Raw genomic sequence first — 20,302 nt, 5'->3', positions numbered from 1 at the left:
TCTCGTTCTGCTGAATAAAAAAAGAGCCTCATCGAGAGGCTCTTATTGTTTCAAAAATACTAAACCAACTTTTCTTCATGGTTATGGGTTAAATGAGTCTGTCTACGGTCTTTGCCCCAACCCAGTTTTTCCGACAATATTCCAAAAAATACAATAATGCCGAACAATGCTGTGGTGTAAATCACTTCTTTAAAATATGTGCCTTCAATCAACATGGTGAGAATTGCACCAATAATTGCAAAGATCACCACATAAGTCAGGAAAGGAAACATCCACATTTTAAAGTCAATTTTGACGCCTTCAGCTTCTAGTTTTTTACGCATACGGAGCTGTGAATAAGCAATAGTCAAATAGACATACAATGTCGCTGCACCTGTGGTTAGCATGAAAAAGTCATAAACGTCCATGCTCTTGGTTGCAGTTAAAACCACGGCAATCACAGAGAAAAAGCATGACACAATCACACCAACCCACGGGCTGCTTTTACTGTTTACTGAACCAAAACTTTTCGGTGCATCGCCACGTTTAGCCAACGAAAATAACATACGTGAACACGTGTAAAGTGCTGAGTTAAAGCAACTACATACCGACGTTAACACCACAAAATTCACAATATGGCGAGCCCCCGGAATCCCAAGTGCCGACAAAGTCACGCTATAGGTTCCCCACGTCGAATCTTTCAAAAGTTCATTGTTGTGAGGAATTAAGCATACCGCGACAAACATTGAACCAACATAGAACAAAATAATTCGCCAAACAACCGAGTTAGAAGCTTTACGAATTTCCTTAGATGGGTTTTCTGATTCTGCTGCTGCTACAGTCACAATTTCAGCACCAATATAGGCAAACATGACCCCAAGCAAAGCGGTAATGACGGATGATCCTCCATTTGGCATAAAGCCTTGAGAGGTTAAGTTACTAATACCAGAAGCAGCTGGATTACCCCAAGGCCACAAATGCATGATGGCCAAACTACCAATCACAAGGAAAATAACAATCGCGATAACTTTGATAAGGGCGAACCAGAACTCGAATTCACCATAATTTTTCACATTTTGTAAATTGACTGCGACCAATGCAACAATGACCACGACCATATAGGCCCAGATTGGTATAAATGGGAACCAATTGTTTAAAATTTTACCTGCCACATAGGCTTCCCACCCCATGAGCATTGCGAGCGTACACCAGTACAACCAGCCGATTGAAAAACCTGCCCAACGGCCAATCGCGCGGTCAGCATAAGTTGAAAAAGAGCCACTGTCAGGGTTTAAAACAGCCATCTCGCCTAACATACGCATGATGAACCAAACGAGTAAACCACCCAAAGCATAGGTTAGAAAAACTACAGGTCCCGTATTGTAAATAATGCTACCCGAGCCCACGAATAGAGAACCACCAATAACCCCTGCAATCGAGATCATCGTCAGGTGCCGTGATTTGAGTCCATGTTTTAAACTTTGGGAGTGATTGGCTTCAGAACCATTTTGATGAGCTGCCATATCATTTTCCTTAATATATGGAGGATATCGGCTAGTCTCGGAAAACCTCCGAAGCCAAAAAATATCCCCTAAAAATTTAGCCGTTCTGCCCAATTTCTAAAACAGAAAATTCACTGAGCTTATCCGGCGCTTCCGTATGCATACTTCCAATGGCTTTAATTTGTCGTTTCGGCAGTCAAGAAACGAGAGCCATTTTTGTAATAAAAGAGAGAGCCAATTGCAAAATTTATACGCAAAATTGGCTCTTTTTGTATGGGATGCTGGTAAATGGTTTTTATTTTAAATAATAAATAAGTTTTAATTTAATCAGTTTAAAATTCTTTAATTTTGTTCAGAAATTAATAAAGCTTTTGTACCCTTTTCTAAGGCTCTAAATATATGTTTTTGATCGGCAGGGTAACAAATATAATCTCCAACACCGAGCTCAACAGCTTCATCAATTAAGCCAACCAAGGCTTTGCCCTCAACCACAATAATGTGCTCTACAGAACCAACTGGATGGGGTTCAGAAAGACGGTCTTCGCCAGGCTCAACAATGAGTAGATACACATCTCGACGTGCATGAGGCGGACAATTCGCCAGTAAAATTGCCTTGTAATTGGCAATCTCTGAACTCACTGTTGGACCCTCGCCGCAACGAATCACTTGTACCTGATTGCTAGGCTCTTCCATCAGACGTGCAAATGGAATATTTAGCGCAACACAAAGCGCCCATAAGGTTTCAATACTTGGGTTACCTTGGCCTGCCTCTAATTGTGAAAGTGTAGATTTGGCGACACCTGCACGACGAGCAACCTCTGCCAATGAAAGCCCTACTCTTTGGCGCTCACGAGTTAAACCTTTGGCAATAATTTGAATTGGCTGAGACATTCAACACACCCGTTCTATATAAAAAACGATCGTTCATTTTGACAAAACAATCAGACTTATTCATTATAATGGAAAATCGTTCGTTATATCATGCTATGACCACATACTCTCTCATTAAGAAACTTAGTAAAGACACCACTCGCTCAATTTTCTTTGTGTGTCTGGCAACCAGTGTAGTTGGAATGTCTTTAGGTTCTCTTGCCGCGAGCTATGGCCTCCCCTTGTGGATTCCACTTTGCTTATCGATTTTTGTACTTGCAGGAACTGCTGAATTTATCTTTATTGGTTTTTTAGCGGTAGGCGGTAGTCCGATTGCAGCTGCAATTGCAGGTCTATTGGTCAATTTAAGGCATTTACCTTTTGGAATTGCGGTCAATGAATTAATCAGAGGTAAATATTTACGTTATTTCGGCTGCCATATCATGAACGATGAAAGTGTTTTGTTTGGCATGGCACAACCTGATTTTGAAACTAAAAAAGCTGCTTATTGGTTGTGTGGTATATGCATTATGCTCAGTTGGCCACTCGGTGTAACCGCTGGTTATTTTATTGGAACTGCTATTCCAGACCCAAAAACATTTGGGCTAGATGCAATTTTCCCCGCCATTTTAATTGCTCTTACTTTTTCTGCTTTAAAGAATAAATTTACGCGAAGAGCTGCATTTTCTGGCGCAACTTTAGCCCTGATCACCACACCCTTTTTAGCCTCAGGACTTCCAATTTTAATTTCTCTTTTTGGTTTAATATTTGGGAGAAAGAAATGAATCAACAATTACTCATTATTTTAGGTATAGCCTTACTTGCACTCGGTACTTACAGCATTCGTTTTGCTGGTTTTCATTTAGGTGCCAAGTTTACTTTTTCTGAAAAATACCAAGTTTTATTGTCAAACGGCGCAACTGTTTTGCTGTGCGCTATTGCAGTGACCACGACACTCTTTGAAGGCCAACATTTCGCTGGTTTCGCGCGTATTTTTGGTGTTGGGTTAGCGCTTTTCTTGGTCTGGAAAAAAGTGCCTCTATTATTGGTGATTTGTTTGGCAGCCGCTGGTACCGCACTTTTACGTTTACTTGGAATTGAGTAATAAAAAAGGCGAGATAAACTCGCCTTTTTTGAAACTTTGATTAGAACGGATATATACACCAATAAAATAATAGTTATTTTAATTCAATTGCTTGATAAATAAACGTTAAGTATATTGTTAAAATATATAGCTAATCCTTTAAAAATTTACTATTTTTAGAGGATGTATTCATAAGAATGACGAGCCGAGTAATGATCCTGTAATTCACAACATTGGAATCAATTCATAATCCACTTTGATTGGCTATCTGCTTACACATAACACCTTGTAATAGATCCAGACACAAATCTTTAGATTTGCCTGATTAGTGGATGCTTGGTTGTATACAGACTAATTCAGTGGTCAATGATTTCGAGACAGGTAATTTTTGATTGGAAGATGTATCCTGTTAAGCACAATATTTGGTACTTAACCCATTCATGAAACTATGCATTTTCTACTATCATTATTAGAAAAAAATATGATTTTTATCTCTCAACAAATAAAAATATTTATTTTCCTTGGAAACATGAACCTCAAAATAATAAAGGAATATTGCACGCTGTTTATGTATTTTCGCATCTAAAAAAATTCTATAGTTCAGAGAAAACTTCCTTCTCAAAAAACGCATAGAAGAAATTCAGAAACAATTAAGTCTTCTAAAAGTTGAAGAACTAACAGATTTTTATTCCAAGGATGGATTGAGAATTTTAGACCACTGTTTTACTTAATTTTATCAAATAAAATTTTTAAATTAAAGATTTTAGGATAGGTTTATTTATCTAATCATATTCATATGTAGAAAACTTTTTTCACCTTCCGTAATAGTAGGCTCAAAAAACCTTTTCGGATATCGAATGCCTTGGTTATAGCTTTTGTATGCAGTGTTATAAAAACTTCTAAGAACAAAATCGATAAAAACTAGAGGTGATACAGGTGAACTTGTAGCAATTCTACAATTTTTATATTGACCTAATGTTAAGTGGCTTTTTGGATGGTTAAACTCCTCAAATGCCGTTTCATCATAATCAAACCTAATTGGAACTGGAACTATAGAAGGCTCTATAATTTCAGCATACATTGGTTGCTCAATATAAATATCTGGTTCATGCTGAAAAGCTTCCATATTTGGATTTGGTAAATAGGCTAATCGATGTTTATAAATTTTATTTTTATTAAATAAATAATTTAATTGGATGATTGCTCCATCTAACATTAAGTAATTAAAAAGGTTCCTTTTATAAGATTCATCATATAAATCTTTATAGCTCATAGACGATAAAGTAAAGGAAATATCTTTACATGATGAAATACATATCTCTGTTTTATTTTCAGGATGCTCTTTTAACGAATAACTATTATATTTATCAATTAAACTATTCTTAAAGAAAAGCTCATCTATGGCTCTAATTTCATTGATAATATCTGAAGGAGTTAAAGGCATATTCAATCACCCAAAAATATCTTTAAATCTTTGTAATACATCTGGGTCTAAATCCTCTTTATGAAGAACACCTTCATCTAAATCCTTAATCAAGTTTTCTAAGAATTTTCTCCTAGCTTGAATTCTTTTTTTATCTTTATCTGATAAATCCCTGTTCACAATTCTTAAATGTTGTCTCTGTTCTTCCGTTGGATATGTGAATGAAAGTGAAAAGTTATTTCTTTTTACTTCCTGAAATTCGTCTTCCAAAATTTTCATACCAGAACCAACGCCAAATACCCTCAACCATGCTTTAGTTCTCGTCATAGCTGTAAAAAGAATATTCCTTTTTGTTGCCAGTCCAATACCTTGAGCACAATAGTCAGCATTGATCACATAAACCATTGGCGCTTCATTACCTTTTGCCCGAAAAATGGAGGTAAATGTAACACTATCATCTTGTGAAAAATCATCAGGAGAAATCGTTACACCTGCCAGATTTGAGTTAATCCCTTCGTCATATAAGCCATACCTAGCTGGACCAAATTTATCTCTAGCAGTTAAAGCATTTGGATGAATTATCATAATGTCTTCAGGCTTTAACTCATTTTCTTCAATATCTTTCTTAATTGAAGCTACCAAATACTTAATCTGTTCTTCTTCTGTATTGAATGTCCTAAACTCTATTAAATCATCAATTTCTGAATGATTCTCTAAAAAGTCAGGGCTTGATTTAAGCGTCCTCGCCAAACGTACTTTTTCACCTTCAGTTAAGTTACCTTCAACGACTTCATATCCAATATCATTCCAGAGAGGAGCATAATCAAACATTTGCACTAAAGGCAGCTTACCTTCAGGAACTTTACGATATATACCAAAACCTAAAGCATGCGCTGAAGTTAGTACTGGTCTAGGATTTCTATAACAAGTATCAAGAATAATATCTCTTTCAGGCTCACCATCATTAGTGTTTAAACTGACCAAAGGTCGCCCTTGTTCATCTTTCCCCCAAATATCTTCAGGGTTAGGCATTGAACTCTCTGAAAGTGTTTGCAACTCGTCATATGCGTATATAAGTCGTTTATTTTTATCCAAAAGCTTATAGCAGAGCTGTAAAAAAGATGGTGCAAAATCTTGAGCTTCATCAATTAAGATCAGATCATATAAAGTCGGGAATGACTGTTTTTGATCTAATAAAGACTTACACGCAAAATCAAACTCATTTTGATCAGATGGTCGTCTAAACATTTTTGCAGTTCGGAAATCATAATATTTTGAATTTGTTGCTAATGAGGAATTGTAGTACACCCCTTCCATAGAGGGACTGCCCCAAGCATGAATAATTTTAATTTTTTCGAAGTCGGGGAGTTCATTAGTTTGCTCATAAACAAAACTTGTTATCAAAGTTTCAAATTGCTTTTTTAATGATCTTGTATTAAAAGTAACCGCTATCTTCCAATCAGGATTTTTAGCATGTAAATAAGCCACTTTTCTAGCTAAAACAATAGTTTTTCCTGAACCTGCTAATCCCCTAATACGCTGAACACCATTAACTGTTTCAAGTACGGCTTTACTTTGTTGTAAATCTAAATTTGTAATAGATTGATCTAGCTTTACTAATTTAGCCCCTCTAGAGTTGGGTTGTTGCGGATTCCTTTTTTTTCCTACTTTTACTTTTGAAACAGCTTGAATAGCACTTACAATCTGCTTATATTTTTCAGAATTATCGAATTGTTCATTTTTAAGATAATTAGTTAAAGATGAAGCTTGTGTAATTATAAGACTATCTTCTTCAAGGCTTTCTTGACCATTTGATACGGCTGGTGAAAATGTTAAAACTCGTACATCTACATCCAGTTGCCTTCTTTTTAAAAGCTCTTTGTATTGAATAAGCTTTGCAGACAACATCGTAAAACACGTGTCTTGTATATCTAATATATCTTCTGGTAATTCAGTCCCTTCAACCAAAATAAAGGCAATAATTCCATGTTGAGGAGACGTTAAAAGTGCATCTATTTCATAGGCACCATCAACAGTACCTATAATTGGATAACCTAAATATAAAGTTCCATCTAATTCTTTTATTTGTTGAACAGCATCTTGAAGCTGTTTTGATGTAACAGGTTTATCTGTTGTTCCATGGATCACATCTATCATATGAGATCTCAAAATAAAAATTTAATCAATACTAACAAATTGTAGAATAATGTTAATTAAAAAATAAAAATATCTGAAAAAATGATATTTAAGTGGCTAATATTTAACACAAAAATATAAAATAAGTCACTTTCACAAACATCAAATGGAATATCGCATTTTCATAAGTTGAATACTATATCCAGTATTTTGCATTCAAAACTAAAACTATTTCTAATCAAGACATACCATCTGTTAAACTACCTGTCATCATTTGATAATGACCTGATTGACCAGACCTATGAAAAATCTCTTTAAAAACAGATAAATAGGATTCATTAGTTTGTTGCCCGTGGTTAATATACAGATCATCATGGATTGAATGTGAACCATCATTGACCCATGCAAATAACGACTGACAAATTAGCTTTTCATTTCCTTCAAAAAGATCACAAATTTCATCTTTTTTCATACCACCCCACATTGTGAAATAGTTTTCAAGAATTCGACGTAATGTATTCTGAATAGTTAGGTTTGACTGATTATTGGTTTTTATATCTGACCAGAGTAGTTCATAGGCTGAACGAATAGGGTTCTCAGAGCATTTTTCAATAGTAGATCCGCTAGAATTTTTCTTGACCATCCAAAAGGTTTCATCACTTATGATTTGATTCTGACTTCGTTTGTTATTAAAAGTAATTTCTTTATGAAAATAAACGTTATGGGTCAAAACAAAAACTTGTTTAATCAAAGTATTTTTAGTGCGAACATGATCAAATACACGCTTTATGAGGCTGCTTACAATATAGAGAATATCACTATCTAAACTAGAAATAGGGTCATCAAAGACTACAATTCTATTTTCGGTAATTCCTGATGAAGAATGGGAGCCTTTTATAAGTGAATAAAAATAGAGGAAAGTTATAAATGTCTTTTCACCTTCACTCAAAGATCGGCTAGCATCATCTCCATTTGCTCGGCAAATTCTATAATGGCCTTGTTCATCTACACGGTTTATATAAAATGAAGTAAAGCCGAATGATTTGAGAAGATCGTTTATTTCATTTACTGTCGGTATTGTTGACGTAGCTTTCTTTTCAAATACTTTTAGTCGGGCTTCTAAATTATCTAAAATTTCTCTTTTTTGTATTAAGCTATTGTTCATTCCAGTAATGGTGGATTCGAGTCTCGCCTTATTTTGTAAATAAGTACTTAAGTCACTATCTAACTCATTTATAATGTATTTCCAAACTTGATTTGTAAGGTTCTGCTTTTCAGTCGCGAGGTTGTGGACAACTTGATTGTGTAGCATAATGTTTTGATTTGCATCTTGGATCAGATCTAAGATTTTACTAATAATGGGTTCTAATGGTTCTAGAGAAACTTTTAGGCTCGGTTCTGACAATTTCCTTTGTAAGATGCCCTTGTTTCGCTCCAAGCGCTCATTGAGTATTTGAGCTTCTGCTTGAAAAAGCTCTATTTCTAAAAAAGGTGTATTTTGACTACTTATGAATTGAATTGCATTTAATACTATTTCAGATGTGTCTAGATATTGCCTAAATAGTTGTTCAACAATCCCTACTTCCTGCTCATATGTTTCACTAAAAAATTGAAGTAATTCATCAGAAAAACTTGGTGGAGTTATTTGTTGGCAAAAAGGGCATTGGGGGTAACTTTTTTCAAAATGTTCACGGCCCTGTTTAACCCAATCACTATTACCTATAGTTTCTATGAGCTTAGAGATATTAACATCTTGATTACCAATAATTATTCTTTGTAAAATCGGGTTTGCTTCTACTCCAACAAGTGTAGAAGCATTAAAAGCTGAAATAAGATTGTATTTTTCGACGTTACTTGAAAATATTGTAGAGGCTTTCTCTTTTAACTCTTCTAATGATAAAAGAATTGATGTATTTATTTGTTTTTCCAATAGAATTTTATCTTTAAATCTTTCTGCACTATTTCTAAATCCAGTAAAAGCGTCCTGAAAATATGAGTCATACTTTTGTTTTTTTTGCCAACATTTTGCTTGAATTTCAGGGTCTAATGCTGCTTTCTCAGCGACTTTACCACCTTGGTTGGCTTCACCATTAAGTTGAATGTTTAACCCACGTATATCATTCTTTGCTTTATCGATTTGTGGGCGTAATAAAGCAATTTGACGTTCTGCCTCAACTTGATCGTCACCTAGGGTAAAAACTCCTTTAACGGTATTTTCTTGATTGAAATTACGATCAATAAAATCTTTATTATAGACGAGAGTTTTTATTGGTTCCTCACCAAACCATTGAAGTAAACAATGTGTGTAGCCTGATGATTGATCTATAACTCTACCAATTGTAGTTTTTCCAGACCCATTTGCCCCAAATATAAAATTTATCTGCTTTAAACCGTCTAATTGTGTTGGTACATTGTAAGTGGCAACGTTATTTATATAAATTCCAGTAAGCATAGATTTCCCTATTTTTAATTTGCACAATTTAAAATTTATTTTTTTACATTCGGAATAAGATTCAAAATTACATTTTTCATTATAGAAAATGTAAAGAAATTGCGATAATAAATCTATAAAAAGTTTAGGTCATTTTCTAATGATTATTGAATATGTTAGAGGCAGTACAATGACCAAAACCTAGATTTATATTCAAGCATAAACCTACCACTGATTCCTGTTCCACCCTACCGCTCATTCTTGTTTCAAGTCGGTGACTAAGAATTAAATTAAATCACTAATGCTTAGAGTATCTTTGAAATAAAGTATAAGGTCTTAGATATGGATAGATTAACTTTTATAAACGGTGCAATTGTTTCTGCGACTGATGTGCGCAAATCTTGGAGCAAAATTGTTCAATGTATCAAAGATAGCCATAAACCTGTTTTTGTTTGTATGAATAATACGCCCGAAGCTGTTGTTCTGAGCTTTGAAGAATTTCAAAACATGCAGGAAATCGTTAAAGCTGCTCGGCGTGAGCAACTAGGGCAACAAATGACTTGTGATCTTTTGGATATTGCTCAGTTAACTGGTCAACCGATCAAACACATGCTTTTAAACTCAAAAGGTGTGTTTGAAGAATCAAAAGAGCAATAAATATGGCTGTTGATGATATTTATCGAATTTTTGTAAGATATGACTCAGATACCACTTTTAAGCGGTGTAATAATTTACTTTTTAAAATCAATCCGAACTTTTTTTGTTCATCGGCTCATTCAATTTAGCAATACTTAATCCATACTTATGAGCATTGTATTGCCACACTACAAACTGTTCTAACAACATAGCGTTTTCTTTTTCCAATCTGGCATTCTTAGCTTCCAAAGCCTCAATTTTAGCTTGAGCAATTTTCAAGCTCGCAGGAAGTTTTTGTTGCTTTGATTTCAATATTTTTAAAGCTGTTGGAGATTTTTTCCCTAGATCATAAGCATTCTTAATTCTTGCAAATTTCTGTAGGGTTTGACGAGTTGGTGCAGGCACAAGTTCTAGTTGTACTTCAATCGCTTTGCATAATCGCTCCCATGTTAACTTTTCATTTGGTGGCCAATAATCAAGAATTTCAACAATATCTTGAATATTCTGATCCGTTAAATGTTGTGACATGTTAACTCCATAAATCCAACAACAAAGAGTCATGCAAAACTTGCTGCTTTTCAATCTGTCTACGTTGAGTATTCTCAATAACGGGGATGCGTTTACGACCTGCCTTTTGATACGCTAAATCAAGATGAGTGACATCTTCAGAAGGGGGGAGACTTAAAGGTGTACCATAAGGAATGCTTGGATCATCCAATAGTGCAATCATCTTTTCACAACGTTTAATCGTTAGTTCTCTCATCTCCAACCAGACTGTTGCACCAGTAACATTCTTACTAACTGCCTCCTTATCCTTTACCCATAGGATTTTTTCTTTTTTTAGTCGATCTTGAAGCCGCTTTTTCTTTTCTGCATCACCTTTGATACACACATGTTCGGTACAGTTGAGACAGTTTCTATATTTTAGGCAGGGTTCATCAATATATGAATGTGTACAAAGTCCAAACTCCGTAGTGTGCATGGACAATGTTGTTTTGGTATTTAGCTCCTGTAGAGTGCGAGGTGTAGAAATCTGAAATGTAAATGTACTATCGGTCTTTACTGTACCGACCTCATTTTTCTGCATTTGGATTAAGCCATAATTACGATTTTCAACCGTGGTATGGTCATATACTCGATTTTGCTTCATATCAGCTCGTCCTGACCATTTAGCGAGTAATAAGTTATCCATTCCATTCGTATTTGCTATGGTATTCAATAAATGCCGAAATTGATGAGTTGTCATACTGTAATTGCCATGTCCCCACCGCTGAAAAATAGATCGCACATTTGATAACTTATCTTTTCCACGTAGCTTTTTTCTGGTTGGAGATAAATCTTCACCTAAAGTACCAACCTTCGGCATCCATAACTCTGACAATATAGTTAATTTATTAGAATGAAATTGATTTACAAAACCACAAAATAAAGCTTCTGACCATTTAACCTGAACCCCATTACCAGTCTTAAAAGGTACATAAGGAAAGCCCTTCGGTAATCTATTACGCAAAATTATATTCAAGTCCTCTAAACTAACTACATAATCCTCACTTGGTATTTTCCTAGAGCATAAAAAACTTAAAGCTGCATCCCGTGCTTGTACAGTAGATGAATATAAGGATTCATCAAATCCCATCGCTCTTAAAACCTCTGCACAACTAAGTAACTTATCATCAGCAATATCAGGGCAAAGTTCATGTCTAGGAAATTTATCACTTGTCTCAATTAAATATGCTAAACGTCTTGGCTTTTCTGACATCTTAATCAAACGCTGAATGGCTCGTTTGACTGTTGGAATCATGACACTTGGGATATATTTAATATCATACCCATAATTTTTTTGTGCATACCACCTAATACCTAATACTTTCTCAATATTAGAGCTATCTGTTAGAAGACCTAAATTGCTCTTAGAAAACGTTTGAACTTCTTCCTCATGGATACAATTATATTTTAGAAAAAACAGCTCTGATGCTCGTTCAGGCGCAGCTAGAAGCAGACTTACAGCACTGGTGACAAAAATATCTCTATCTGACAACTCGGAATCTTTTCGTGAGAAAATATCTGCTAATGCAAAAATAGCGTTCTCATCAGGAAGTTTAGATGCTCGATATTCCTCTGACTTCTTATCTAGCACAATTGACTTATCAGCACTTTTTTTAATTGGATTTTTCCATTCTGGTAAATCAACTATTTTTAATTGGCGAAGAAAGTCTAAAAGAATCTTTAGGTGTCTTCCCACATGGTAAGCAGAGCTTGCTTTATAATTTTCCTTTGTATTTTCAGCAGCCAAGTCAAAATCAGCAATAATCAATTTAGTTAAATCAACTTCACCATATCGATATAAACATATTTGTTCTATTGCCCGAATTGCTAGAATCGTATCTTGAGTTTTTAACTTACGATTAATTCTTTGATACTTAACATACGCCTTGGCAAATTCTAGAATTGAATTGTGCAAAAGATTTTCGGGTGATCTATCTTTGGATGAGATGCCTGTTTTGACAAAGTTTACTTCGCCTTTCCAATAATTCTCATAGAATTTAATATCTTCATTTAACTCTGATAACTGTTTAACAAAGTCAATGAACCGCTTAATTTCGGAGTAAGGAGACTGGATTTTAACAGATGGGAAATATATTAAATTATCCATGATTAAACTCCCGACAAGCATCAATTACTTGCTGAACAGCAATAATAGCTCGATCATTCACGGAAGCAACCTCAAGGCTACAACCCATTGTTATTAGATCATCTCGCTCTTTTATTAACATTTCTAAAACAAGCTGATGAGGGGCTTTTGCCCATGGCATAAATTTACTACATAGGTAACATGCTACAGGCGCATGATCTCTACAATATTGATGTGTTCCACATGAGCCAACATCACAGTCCTGTTCTACACAAGATATTCGATTCGCATCTTTAACTTGTAAGTGAGCCTCAGTCTCATCACTAACAACTTTTCCTTGAAAAGCATCTGCATATTTGCGTAAGTTCTCATCCATGATGGATGATATTTGCTGTGCAATTTCAGGAACACTTTGTACATAGCAATGTGCATTCTGGGTGTCATGATGATCTAACAGCTTTGCAATGACATTTACGCCTGCTTTCTGTCGAGCAGCATTTGTTCCAAGCGTGTAACGAAACCGATATGCATTAATGTATATTGGTTGACCAGTTTCCCTAGAGCGGATACCAAGCTTGCTTACCGCCCCTTTTAATAATTGGGTTAATTCATTGGTCGGCATATGAATGATTTCATTTGTCAAAATTTCTAAAATTTCATTTTGATTTCCCCAATCCAGATTAGTTAATTTCTCAAAATCATAGAATAGGGGTAGCTCTGCAAGCTCCTGTTCAGATAACTCTCGCTTTATCTGTTTAGTTAGTCTCTGCTTTAGAATTTGAATATGCTCAAATAAAATTTTCGCAATACTTTCACGAATTCCTACTTCACTAAAAGTAAATCGGAAGCCACTAGCGCCTCTAACTTTAGCTTTTGGGATATTAAGTATATGAACTTCTTTTTTATCACTAAAATTATACTTATCAGTCATGTATAGGTCTTTAACCTTTAATCCAGCAATTTGGATTGGTCGTCTACCAGTCGCACAGAAAATACGAATTAAAGCAGCCTCATAATAAGAAATCTTTTTTTCTGCTAAATATTCGTTGGTTCTAGTGATAATTGCTTGAAATTCAAATGGACTAAATGGGCCTTCATCTGGATCAAGGGAAAGAACTGCTGCTCCTTTTTCATTGCCACTTAATCTCCATGAATCCATTAAATCGTAAATTTCATCATCTACTGAGGAATAACCCAAGTCATATAGTTTTTTCAAAAAAACTCGTAGCATTGCTACTTTGTATTCATCTTTTTTTGACGAATAAAAATTTTTATAATTTAAAAGGCCTTCAACTGAGAAATGATCTTGCTGTGTAATCTCAACATACTTTGCAATATATTTATTCATATTAGCAGTATGAGAACTTGAAGAATACTGAGCAAAATTACTTAGAGTTAATAGAACATCGTATTTCACATCTTCTTTCAAGAAGTTTACATAATTTAACTTTAAAGTTGCATTAATATCCAAAAACCATTTGTTATCAAAAACATGAAATTCATATCCTTTGAATGAGATAAAGGTATTTTTTGATTTATCGAAACTATCGACTAGAAGTGATTTATTCATTTCCATCCTCAAATTTTTCTTGGATACTTAAACCAACTTCTATAGCTCTTTTATTTTCTGCACGTCTAGAATATCTTCTCGCACTTTGAGAATTTGGTATCCAACCCATCAGATAAGCACGATCATTTTCAACTTGAGATTCAGTAGTTCTACCTGATGACACTAGATTTTGCGATTTCTCAGAATATTTATCATTCCAAGTATGTCTAAATGCATGTGCATGTACATTAAATAAAACGGTTCTCGAAATTTGAGAGAGAATTTTATCTAGAGCAGTGATCGAGAGTGGCTGTCCTTTGTGTGATAAGATCAAATAGTCCGTAAGTTCTGCATTCGACACGGTTGATCTATAACTTAAAATATAAGTTTCTAATTTCTTCTTTAGGTTTTGATTGACTGCAATTGATCTACTTCTAGTTTTAACCAATGGTTGATACAATCTAGAATCACTCCCATCATGAGCATTACGTCTTATAGTAAGATATACAGTGCCATCTTGATGAGATGTTATATCTGTAATTTTTAAATTCAATAATTCGCCTTTACGACATCCAAGATATAAAAATAAATAGATAATCAGCTCATTTCTATAAGTAATGTAATCTGAAACCCAAATACGATTCTGAGTATCAGGATCAACTGCCTTTAAAATTTTATGTAATTGCTCACTATCAAAGGACTTATATTCAGACTGAGTATCCATGGATTTTTGAGGTCTACGAGATGTTAAGAAACGTTTTGTACTTGTTATTGCTGATGAATGAAAATACGTCTCTAACCATCCAATATATTCAGCAAAATTAGTTAAACGCCTATATATTAATTGTTTGGACACATAATCCTGAGTAGCAACCAGTTTTGCTCTAGATCGCTCTCTGTTATTACTTTTGGGAAAATTTATAATTTTTTTATTTGAAGCCATTCCATCTAATCGACTACGACTGAAACTAGCTAAATTTGCTATAGCTTCGATTTCATTTAATTTCAAAAAATCTTTACTTTTTACCCTTTGTTCCAAGTCAATTCCTAAATTATCTAACAACTGGAAAAGCAACTTAATATCTTCTAAAAGAGCTGAAATTGTATTGATTGATTGACCACGATTTCTTAAATGAATGATCGTATATAAATTTGGGTAAGTCATAGGAACACCATTACTATCCAAAAGAACAGCAAATCGCTCACCACTACTCATTACAAATCTTTTAACAGACATCATGGTTAAATTTAACAAAAAGTCTAAGTATTAAATATAATAAATTAGAAGTAAAAAAATTTACAGAACCATTTCTAGTATCTGTAAATTTCTTTCATAACTACCTATTAATAAAGAATAATTTTATAAAATTTACAAAACTATATCTCTAGTGTATCTCAGAACGGTAAATCGTCGTCTAAATCAGCTGGTGCAGACGCAGGCTGTTGTGAAGCTTTTGGAGCAAAACCACCAGATTGTGGGTTACTGTTTCCACCATTACCAAAACCAGCTGGGTTACTGCCATAGCCGCCACCACTATTTTGGTTATAACCACCGCCTTGGTTATTATTATTTTGATAACCATTGCCACCTTGTTGAGGTGCGTTAAAACGCGGTTGATTAAAATCATTACCGCCAGCGAGACCTTGTTCACCTTGTTGACGACCATCTAACATTTGCATCTGTTCGCCACGAATTTCTGTTGTATAGCGCTCTTGGCCATTTTGATCAGTCCACTGACGCGTACGTAATGAACCTTCAATATAAACCTTAGAACCTTTACGTAAAAACTGCTGAGCAATTTCCCCTAAACGGTTATGCAAAACAATACGGTGCCATTCTGTTTGTTCTTTACGTTCACCCGAAGTTTTATCGGTCCAAGCTTCACTTGTCGCGATTGAAAATTGAGTCAACGAGCCCCCATTTGGAAAAGTTTTTGTTTCAGGATCACGACCCAAAGTACCAACCAAAATAACCTTATTTACACCACGCATTAGCTGTCTTCATCCTATACATTTCTATGTTTTACTTTATAAGAGTTATGCTTAAATGGCTACCTCTTTACCGAACAACTGCGTTAAATCACGTCGCGCAGCCTCATCAAGTGACTGTTTATCGACTTTAATATAAGCAACTTGCTGGTCAGGCATCACCACAACTTCTTCAATACCACGAATTGCCAATAGCTGTGTGGTCCACTCATTCACCTGTTGCACTTGCGGTAATGGCAACACAATAGATGACAAATACCGCGGCTGAGCTAAACCAAAACTAATTAGCAGCCATATTATAGCAATCCCTGCTAAGACACTCCATCCCATCGCAGTATTATGTAACATCAATAGTTGTCCACCAAGTGTGCCCCCAAAAAAAGCACCTAAAAACTGACTACTGGCATTTACACCCATAGCAGTTGCTTTTGACTGGATTGGCGCACATTTTGATAACCACGATGGCAATAATGCTTCCATCACATTAAAGGCAATGAAGAAAATACCGAGGCCTGCGAGCAATACATATTTTGATTGATAACCAAATATGAGTAACAGCAAACCTGCAATAATCCCTGTAATTGCCGTTAAGAAAATACCTCGCATTTTGCGATATTTTTCAGCCACGATAATGCTGGGAAATGCAAAAAACAGACTAATCACCAAGAGTGGCAGATATACCAAACCATGACTGGCTAAAGGAATATGCGCAAACTCGATGAGCTGTGAAGGCACATAAATAAACATGGCTGTGAGCAGTAAGTGCAATGAAAAAACCGAAACATGCAAACGGTTTAAATCACCCATTTGAATCACTTGCTTAAGCTGCGCCATGTAGCCTTGCTGATAATTACGATGATGACGGGTCACTTTAGGCACAAGCAATAACATCAAAATCGCGATTAAACCCATAATGGTCGTGACAAAGAATAAGCCAGAAATGCCTACAAGGCTTGTGAGCCAAGGCCCTAGACTAAAAGCCACCACAAAAGACAAGCCAATACTCATGCCCATGGCTGCCATGGCTTTAGTACGTTGTTCTTCGCGCGTGACATCGGCAAGAAGTGCCATGACCACTGCCGAAACAGCACCTGCACCCGCAATCGCACGGCCAATAATTACGCCATAAATCGTGTCAGATAAACCGGCAATTGCACCACCAAGTGCAAAGAGTAATAGGCCAAGCACCACGAGAGGTTTACGGCTAAAGCGGTCAGCAAGCAGGCTAAAGGGAATCTGTAAAATAGCCTGACTTAAACCATAGACACCTACAGCCAAACCAATGAGTGCTGGAGTCGCATATTGATATGACTGCCCGACTACAGAAAAGACAGGAATAATCATGAACAAACCCAACATGCGTAGCGCAAAAATACTACTTAAGGCAAAAGTTGAGCGACGTTCCAAAGCATTCATCATATCAATACACGTTTATCAAACTAGGCAAATTATAAGCCGATTCGTTTCTAAAAAGACGGGACACCTTATTTAAATTAACGATTTCAGCTTAAAAAAATAAAGAGGCATTTAGCCTCTTTATTTTAAACATCTTTACTGAAAATTAGCTTAAGACGAATGTGGATGGCGTTTACTATATTGAATTGAAGCAAATACCGCCCAAACAATAAATGCTACACCAATTAAACCAGTTACCACTTCTGGTACATGTACGCCTGTACCACTTGCAATCATAATGAATGCTAAAGCACCAATGGCATAATGTGCGCCATGTTCCAAGAACACATACGCATCTAGCGTGCCTTTTTCAACAAGATAAACTGTCATTGAACGGACAAAAATAGCACCAATTGCAAGACCAAGCATAATCACGACAACATCGCTCGTAATCGCAAAAGCACCAATCACGCCGTCAAAACTAAAAGATGCATCTAACACTTCTAGGTATAAGAAACCGCCGATACCCGCCTTAACTACACCAGAAGCAGCGCCTGATCCATCTTTCATAACGGCATTGCCATCTTCATCAATTTCAGGTTCACCGCCTAACATATGGCTTAATACTTCTACACCAATATAAACTACAATGCCCCAAATACCTGCCATAGTCACAACAAGGCGCTGCGATTCATCAACATTGGCTGCCATAATTAACATCGCAATGAGAGCAATAAAAACAGACATTGCTGGTACGCTAGCTAAGCTAGAAAGTTTAGCTTCAAGCCATCTGAACCAATGAGTTTCTTTTTCTTCATCAAAAAAGAAGTTTAAGAAAACCAATAATAGGAATGTTCCACCAAAAGCAGAAATCTCGGCGTGGTGGGCCATTAAGCGTTCAGAATACGTTTTTGGATCGTTGAGTGCCAATTTGGCCACTTCAATCATTCCCATATCCGCGGTTACAGCAACAATCGCCACTGGGAAAATTAAACGCATACCAAAAACGGCGATTAAAATACCCACCGTCAAAAATAGCATTTTCCAGAAAGGATCCCAATTACGCAGAACCGATGCATTGACAACAGCATTGTCAAAAGATAGAGAAACCTCCATTACAGCTAAAATGGCTGTAATTGTTAAAGCTTTAAGCATGGTAGACATGCCCGCTTCAGGTCCATGGGTAAAACCCCAATACGCGGATAGTGCTAAACACACCACCGTAAAAAATATCGAAAATCGGAAATGCTTCATGGATCAGACCTATGCCAAGAATTAAACTTAATCTTTCTTTAAAAACGCGGTTATTATATCGATAATTCACCATAAAATGATGTCGTTTTGTGCCGTTATTACACTTACTTTATCCCTATGTTAAATAAGAAATTTATAATTCTTTATTAACTTGTTAATCGTATTAAATATTTTCTTGCGATATATCTATCATTATTATTTTTGTATTTTAAAATTGATTTAAAATCCGGTTCAGCTGTCTTATTTTAAATGGAATGATTTTATGCTTTTTTCTCAAGAACTCTGGCAACGTAATCTAAATTTATATCAAAAAATTCTCGACCTGCCTTTTAATCAGGAACTTGCCAATGGAACTTTAGATAAAGAAGCTTTTTGTCATTATGTAATTCAGGATGCCCAATATTTAGTGGCCTATGGTCGTGTGCTTGCTGTTGCAGCAGCAAAGGCTTTTGATGCTGACGATATTATGCAATTTTCAGACGCAGCCAAAATTGCGATTGTGGTTGAACGCAGTTTGCATGATGACTTCATGAAAAACTTTGGCGTAACCAAAGAAGAATTTAAAAATACGCCATTAACGTTGGCAGGCCACCATTACACTTCATTTTTAACCGCAACTGCTTGGTCTGAAAGCTATCCTGTTGTGCTTGCCGCACTTTTACCCTGTTTCTGGATTTATGCCGAAGTCGGTAAAGATATTGTGAGCAAATCGGTTCCGAACAACCCGTATCAAGCATGGGTAGACACCTATGCTGGTGAAGAGTTTCATACAGCCGTTCGTAATGTGATTGCGACAGTAGATAAAGTTGCGGCACGTTGCGATGCAGACACTTTAGAAAAAATGCATGCTGCTTACACTATGGGCGCAAAACTTGAGTGGTTATTTTGGGATAGCGCCTACCACCAAAGACAATGGTTAGGTTTAGATCATATTTAAAACTTCAAATGAATTGATCAGATTGTTCAATACGCTGATCGATTTTCAATAAAATATGAGACAGATATGTATATCGGCGAATTAGCATCTTTAACTGGAGCCACTCCTAAAGCCATTCGGCATTATGAGAAATTAGGCTTACTACCTGTGGCAAAAAGAAAGGGAAATTATCGTATTTATGAAGCGATTGATGTTCAGTCGGTTAAGATGATTCGCCTCGCGCAAGCTGTCGGATTTAGCCTTTTAGAACTGTATGACTTATCAGCTTTAAAATATAAAAATAATCGATTTCCTGTAGAAGTTGCACAACAGCTCATTCAGAAAAAGAATCAACAAATTATTGAGCAAAAAGCAGCATTAACGCGTTTACAAGAAGATTTAAAGCAACTGGAGAATGAGATTATTCAAACTTATATTACCAATAAAATTTCTGCCTAAAACAGCTTATTAAAATATGAAAATAGCTTTCAAAATGAGTGCTTGAC

17 protein-coding genes are annotated in these 20,302 nt (G+C 35.7%); 5 read left to right on the top strand and 12 right to left on the bottom strand.

The features are described from left to right. Positions 1-59: 59 nt before the first annotated feature. Complete coding sequence (locus AC2117_RS01065; RefSeq protein ID WP_133971342.1) at positions 60-1,502, bottom strand: amino acid permease; 1,443 nt, start codon at positions 1,500-1,502, stop codon at positions 60-62. A gap of 321 nt (positions 1,503-1,823) precedes the next feature. Continuing rightward, positions 1,824-2,372 carry a helix-turn-helix domain-containing protein gene (locus AC2117_RS01060; protein ID WP_133971340.1) on the bottom strand — a complete coding sequence of 183 codons (549 nt, stop codon included), beginning with the start codon at positions 2,370-2,372 and terminating at the stop codon, positions 1,824-1,826. 68 nt (positions 2,373-2,440) lie between these two features. On the opposite strand from AC2117_RS01060, the gene AC2117_RS01055 reads away from it, so the two are divergent. Next, on the top strand, positions 2,441-3,136 hold the full coding sequence (locus tag AC2117_RS01055; RefSeq protein ID WP_133971338.1) for an AzlC family ABC transporter permease: 696 nt from the start codon (positions 2,441-2,443) through the stop codon (positions 3,134-3,136). After that, complete coding sequence (locus AC2117_RS01050) at positions 3,133-3,456, top strand: AzlD domain-containing protein (protein WP_133971336.1); 324 nt, start codon at positions 3,133-3,135, stop codon at positions 3,454-3,456. The genes AC2117_RS01055 and AC2117_RS01050 overlap by 4 nt, the downstream gene beginning before the upstream one ends. 757 nt (positions 3,457-4,213) lie before the next feature. On the opposite strand, the gene AC2117_RS01045 is transcribed toward AC2117_RS01050, so the two are convergent. The 3 genes from AC2117_RS01045 to AC2117_RS01035 all read right to left on the bottom strand — a co-directional run bounded on the left by AC2117_RS01045 (position 4,214) and on the right by AC2117_RS01035 (position 9,446). Continuing rightward, a complete protein-coding gene (locus AC2117_RS01045; protein WP_133971334.1) occupies positions 4,214-4,879 on the bottom strand; it encodes a DUF2290 domain-containing protein in 666 nt (221 codons plus the stop codon). Between the two features lie 6 nt (positions 4,880-4,885). Then, positions 4,886-7,015 (bottom strand): DEAD/DEAH box helicase, encoded by a 2,130-nt coding sequence (locus AC2117_RS01040; RefSeq protein ID WP_133971332.1) that lies wholly within the window; start codon positions 7,013-7,015, stop codon positions 4,886-4,888. A gap of 217 nt (positions 7,016-7,232) precedes the next feature. Further along, positions 7,233-9,446, bottom strand: coding sequence for an AAA family ATPase (locus tag AC2117_RS01035; RefSeq protein WP_133971330.1), 2,214 nt, complete (start codon positions 9,444-9,446; stop codon positions 7,233-7,235). A 321-nt stretch (positions 9,447-9,767) separates the two neighbouring features. Between AC2117_RS01035 and AC2117_RS01030 the strand changes: the two genes are divergently transcribed. Next, positions 9,768-10,082 (top strand): type II toxin-antitoxin system Phd/YefM family antitoxin, encoded by a 315-nt coding sequence (locus tag AC2117_RS01030; protein WP_133971328.1) that lies wholly within the window; start codon positions 9,768-9,770, stop codon positions 10,080-10,082. A gap of 87 nt (positions 10,083-10,169) precedes the next feature. On the opposite strand, the gene AC2117_RS01025 is transcribed toward AC2117_RS01030, so the two are convergent. The 7 genes from AC2117_RS01025 to AC2117_RS00995 form a co-directional block, all read right to left on the bottom strand. Next, positions 10,170-10,589, bottom strand: coding sequence for a hypothetical protein (locus AC2117_RS01025; RefSeq protein ID WP_133971326.1), 420 nt, complete (start codon positions 10,587-10,589; stop codon positions 10,170-10,172). Position 10,590: 1 nt separating this feature from the next. Further along, the gene (locus tag AC2117_RS01020; protein WP_133971324.1) at positions 10,591-12,714 is read right to left on the bottom strand and encodes an integrase; all 2,124 of its coding nucleotides are present in this window, start codon (positions 12,712-12,714) and stop codon (positions 10,591-10,593) included. Beyond that, on the bottom strand, positions 12,707-14,263 hold the full coding sequence (locus AC2117_RS01015; RefSeq protein ID WP_133971322.1) for a site-specific integrase: 1,557 nt from the start codon (positions 14,261-14,263) through the stop codon (positions 12,707-12,709). Before AC2117_RS01015 ends, AC2117_RS01020 begins: the two co-directional genes overlap by 8 nt. Further along, the gene (locus AC2117_RS01010; protein WP_133971320.1) at positions 14,256-15,482 is read right to left on the bottom strand and encodes a site-specific integrase; all 1,227 of its coding nucleotides are present in this window, start codon (positions 15,480-15,482) and stop codon (positions 14,256-14,258) included. Before AC2117_RS01010 ends, AC2117_RS01015 begins: the two co-directional genes overlap by 8 nt. Positions 15,483-15,637: 155 nt before the next feature. After that, positions 15,638-16,234 (bottom strand): single-stranded DNA-binding protein, encoded by a 597-nt coding sequence (gene ssb, locus AC2117_RS01005; RefSeq protein ID WP_133971318.1) that lies wholly within the window; start codon positions 16,232-16,234, stop codon positions 15,638-15,640. A gap of 51 nt (positions 16,235-16,285) precedes the next feature. Continuing rightward, on the bottom strand, positions 16,286-17,650 hold the full coding sequence (locus AC2117_RS01000) for an MFS transporter (RefSeq protein WP_133971316.1): 1,365 nt from the start codon (positions 17,648-17,650) through the stop codon (positions 16,286-16,288). Between the two features lie 147 nt (positions 17,651-17,797). Further along, positions 17,798-18,880 carry a DUF475 domain-containing protein gene (locus AC2117_RS00995; protein WP_133971314.1) on the bottom strand — a complete coding sequence of 361 codons (1,083 nt, stop codon included), beginning with the start codon at positions 18,878-18,880 and terminating at the stop codon, positions 17,798-17,800. 262 nt (positions 18,881-19,142) lie between these two features. On the opposite strand from AC2117_RS00995, the gene tenA reads away from it, so the two are divergent. After that, positions 19,143-19,817, top strand: a complete 675-nt coding sequence (tenA, locus tag AC2117_RS00990; protein ID WP_133971312.1) for a thiaminase II — start codon at positions 19,143-19,145, stop codon at positions 19,815-19,817. A gap of 66 nt (positions 19,818-19,883) precedes the next feature. Next, positions 19,884-20,255 (top strand): MerR family transcriptional regulator, encoded by a 372-nt coding sequence (locus AC2117_RS00985; RefSeq protein WP_133971310.1) that lies wholly within the window; start codon positions 19,884-19,886, stop codon positions 20,253-20,255. Positions 20,256-20,302: the final 47 nt, after the last annotated feature.

It is taken from the genome of Acinetobacter calcoaceticus (assembly GCF_900520355.1).
Lineage (GTDB): Bacteria > Pseudomonadota > Gammaproteobacteria > Pseudomonadales > Moraxellaceae > Acinetobacter > Acinetobacter calcoaceticus_C.
The sequence above is the reverse complement of the archived record's forward strand: the minus strand, read 5'-3'. Positions and strand labels throughout refer to the sequence as shown.

Coding starts and splice junctions, on each gene's coding strand:
- AC2117_RS01065 (WP_133971342.1), bottom strand. CDS start 1,502: ATGGCAGCTCATCAAAATGGTTCTGAAGCCAATCACTCCCAAAGTTTA.
- AC2117_RS01060 (WP_133971340.1), bottom strand. CDS start 2,372: ATGTCTCAGCCAATTCAAATTATTGCCAAAGGTTTAACTCGTGAGCGC.
- AC2117_RS01055 (WP_133971338.1), top strand. CDS start 2,441: ATGGAAAATCGTTCGTTATATCATGCTATGACCACATACTCTCTCATT.
- AC2117_RS01050 (WP_133971336.1), top strand. CDS start 3,133: ATGAATCAACAATTACTCATTATTTTAGGTATAGCCTTACTTGCACTC.
- AC2117_RS01045 (WP_133971334.1), bottom strand. CDS start 4,879: ATGCCTTTAACTCCTTCAGATATTATCAATGAAATTAGAGCCATAGAT.
- AC2117_RS01040 (WP_133971332.1), bottom strand. CDS start 7,015: ATGATAGATGTGATCCATGGAACAACAGATAAACCTGTTACATCAAAA.
- AC2117_RS01035 (WP_133971330.1), bottom strand. CDS start 9,446: ATGCTTACTGGAATTTATATAAATAACGTTGCCACTTACAATGTACCA.
- AC2117_RS01030 (WP_133971328.1), top strand. CDS start 9,768: ATGGATAGATTAACTTTTATAAACGGTGCAATTGTTTCTGCGACTGAT.
- AC2117_RS01025 (WP_133971326.1), bottom strand. CDS start 10,589: ATGTCACAACATTTAACGGATCAGAATATTCAAGATATTGTTGAAATT.
- AC2117_RS01020 (WP_133971324.1), bottom strand. CDS start 12,714: ATGGATAATTTAATATATTTCCCATCTGTTAAAATCCAGTCTCCTTAC.
- AC2117_RS01015 (WP_133971322.1), bottom strand. CDS start 14,263: ATGAATAAATCACTTCTAGTCGATAGTTTCGATAAATCAAAAAATACC.
- AC2117_RS01010 (WP_133971320.1), bottom strand. CDS start 15,482: ATGATGTCTGTTAAAAGATTTGTAATGAGTAGTGGTGAGCGATTTGCT.
- ssb (WP_133971318.1), bottom strand. CDS start 16,234: ATGCGTGGTGTAAATAAGGTTATTTTGGTTGGTACTTTGGGTCGTGAT.
- AC2117_RS01000 (WP_133971316.1), bottom strand. CDS start 17,650: ATGATGAATGCTTTGGAACGTCGCTCAACTTTTGCCTTAAGTAGTATT.
- AC2117_RS00995 (WP_133971314.1), bottom strand. CDS start 18,880: ATGAAGCATTTCCGATTTTCGATATTTTTTACGGTGGTGTGTTTAGCA.
- tenA (WP_133971312.1), top strand. CDS start 19,143: ATGCTTTTTTCTCAAGAACTCTGGCAACGTAATCTAAATTTATATCAA.
- AC2117_RS00985 (WP_133971310.1), top strand. CDS start 19,884: ATGTATATCGGCGAATTAGCATCTTTAACTGGAGCCACTCCTAAAGCC.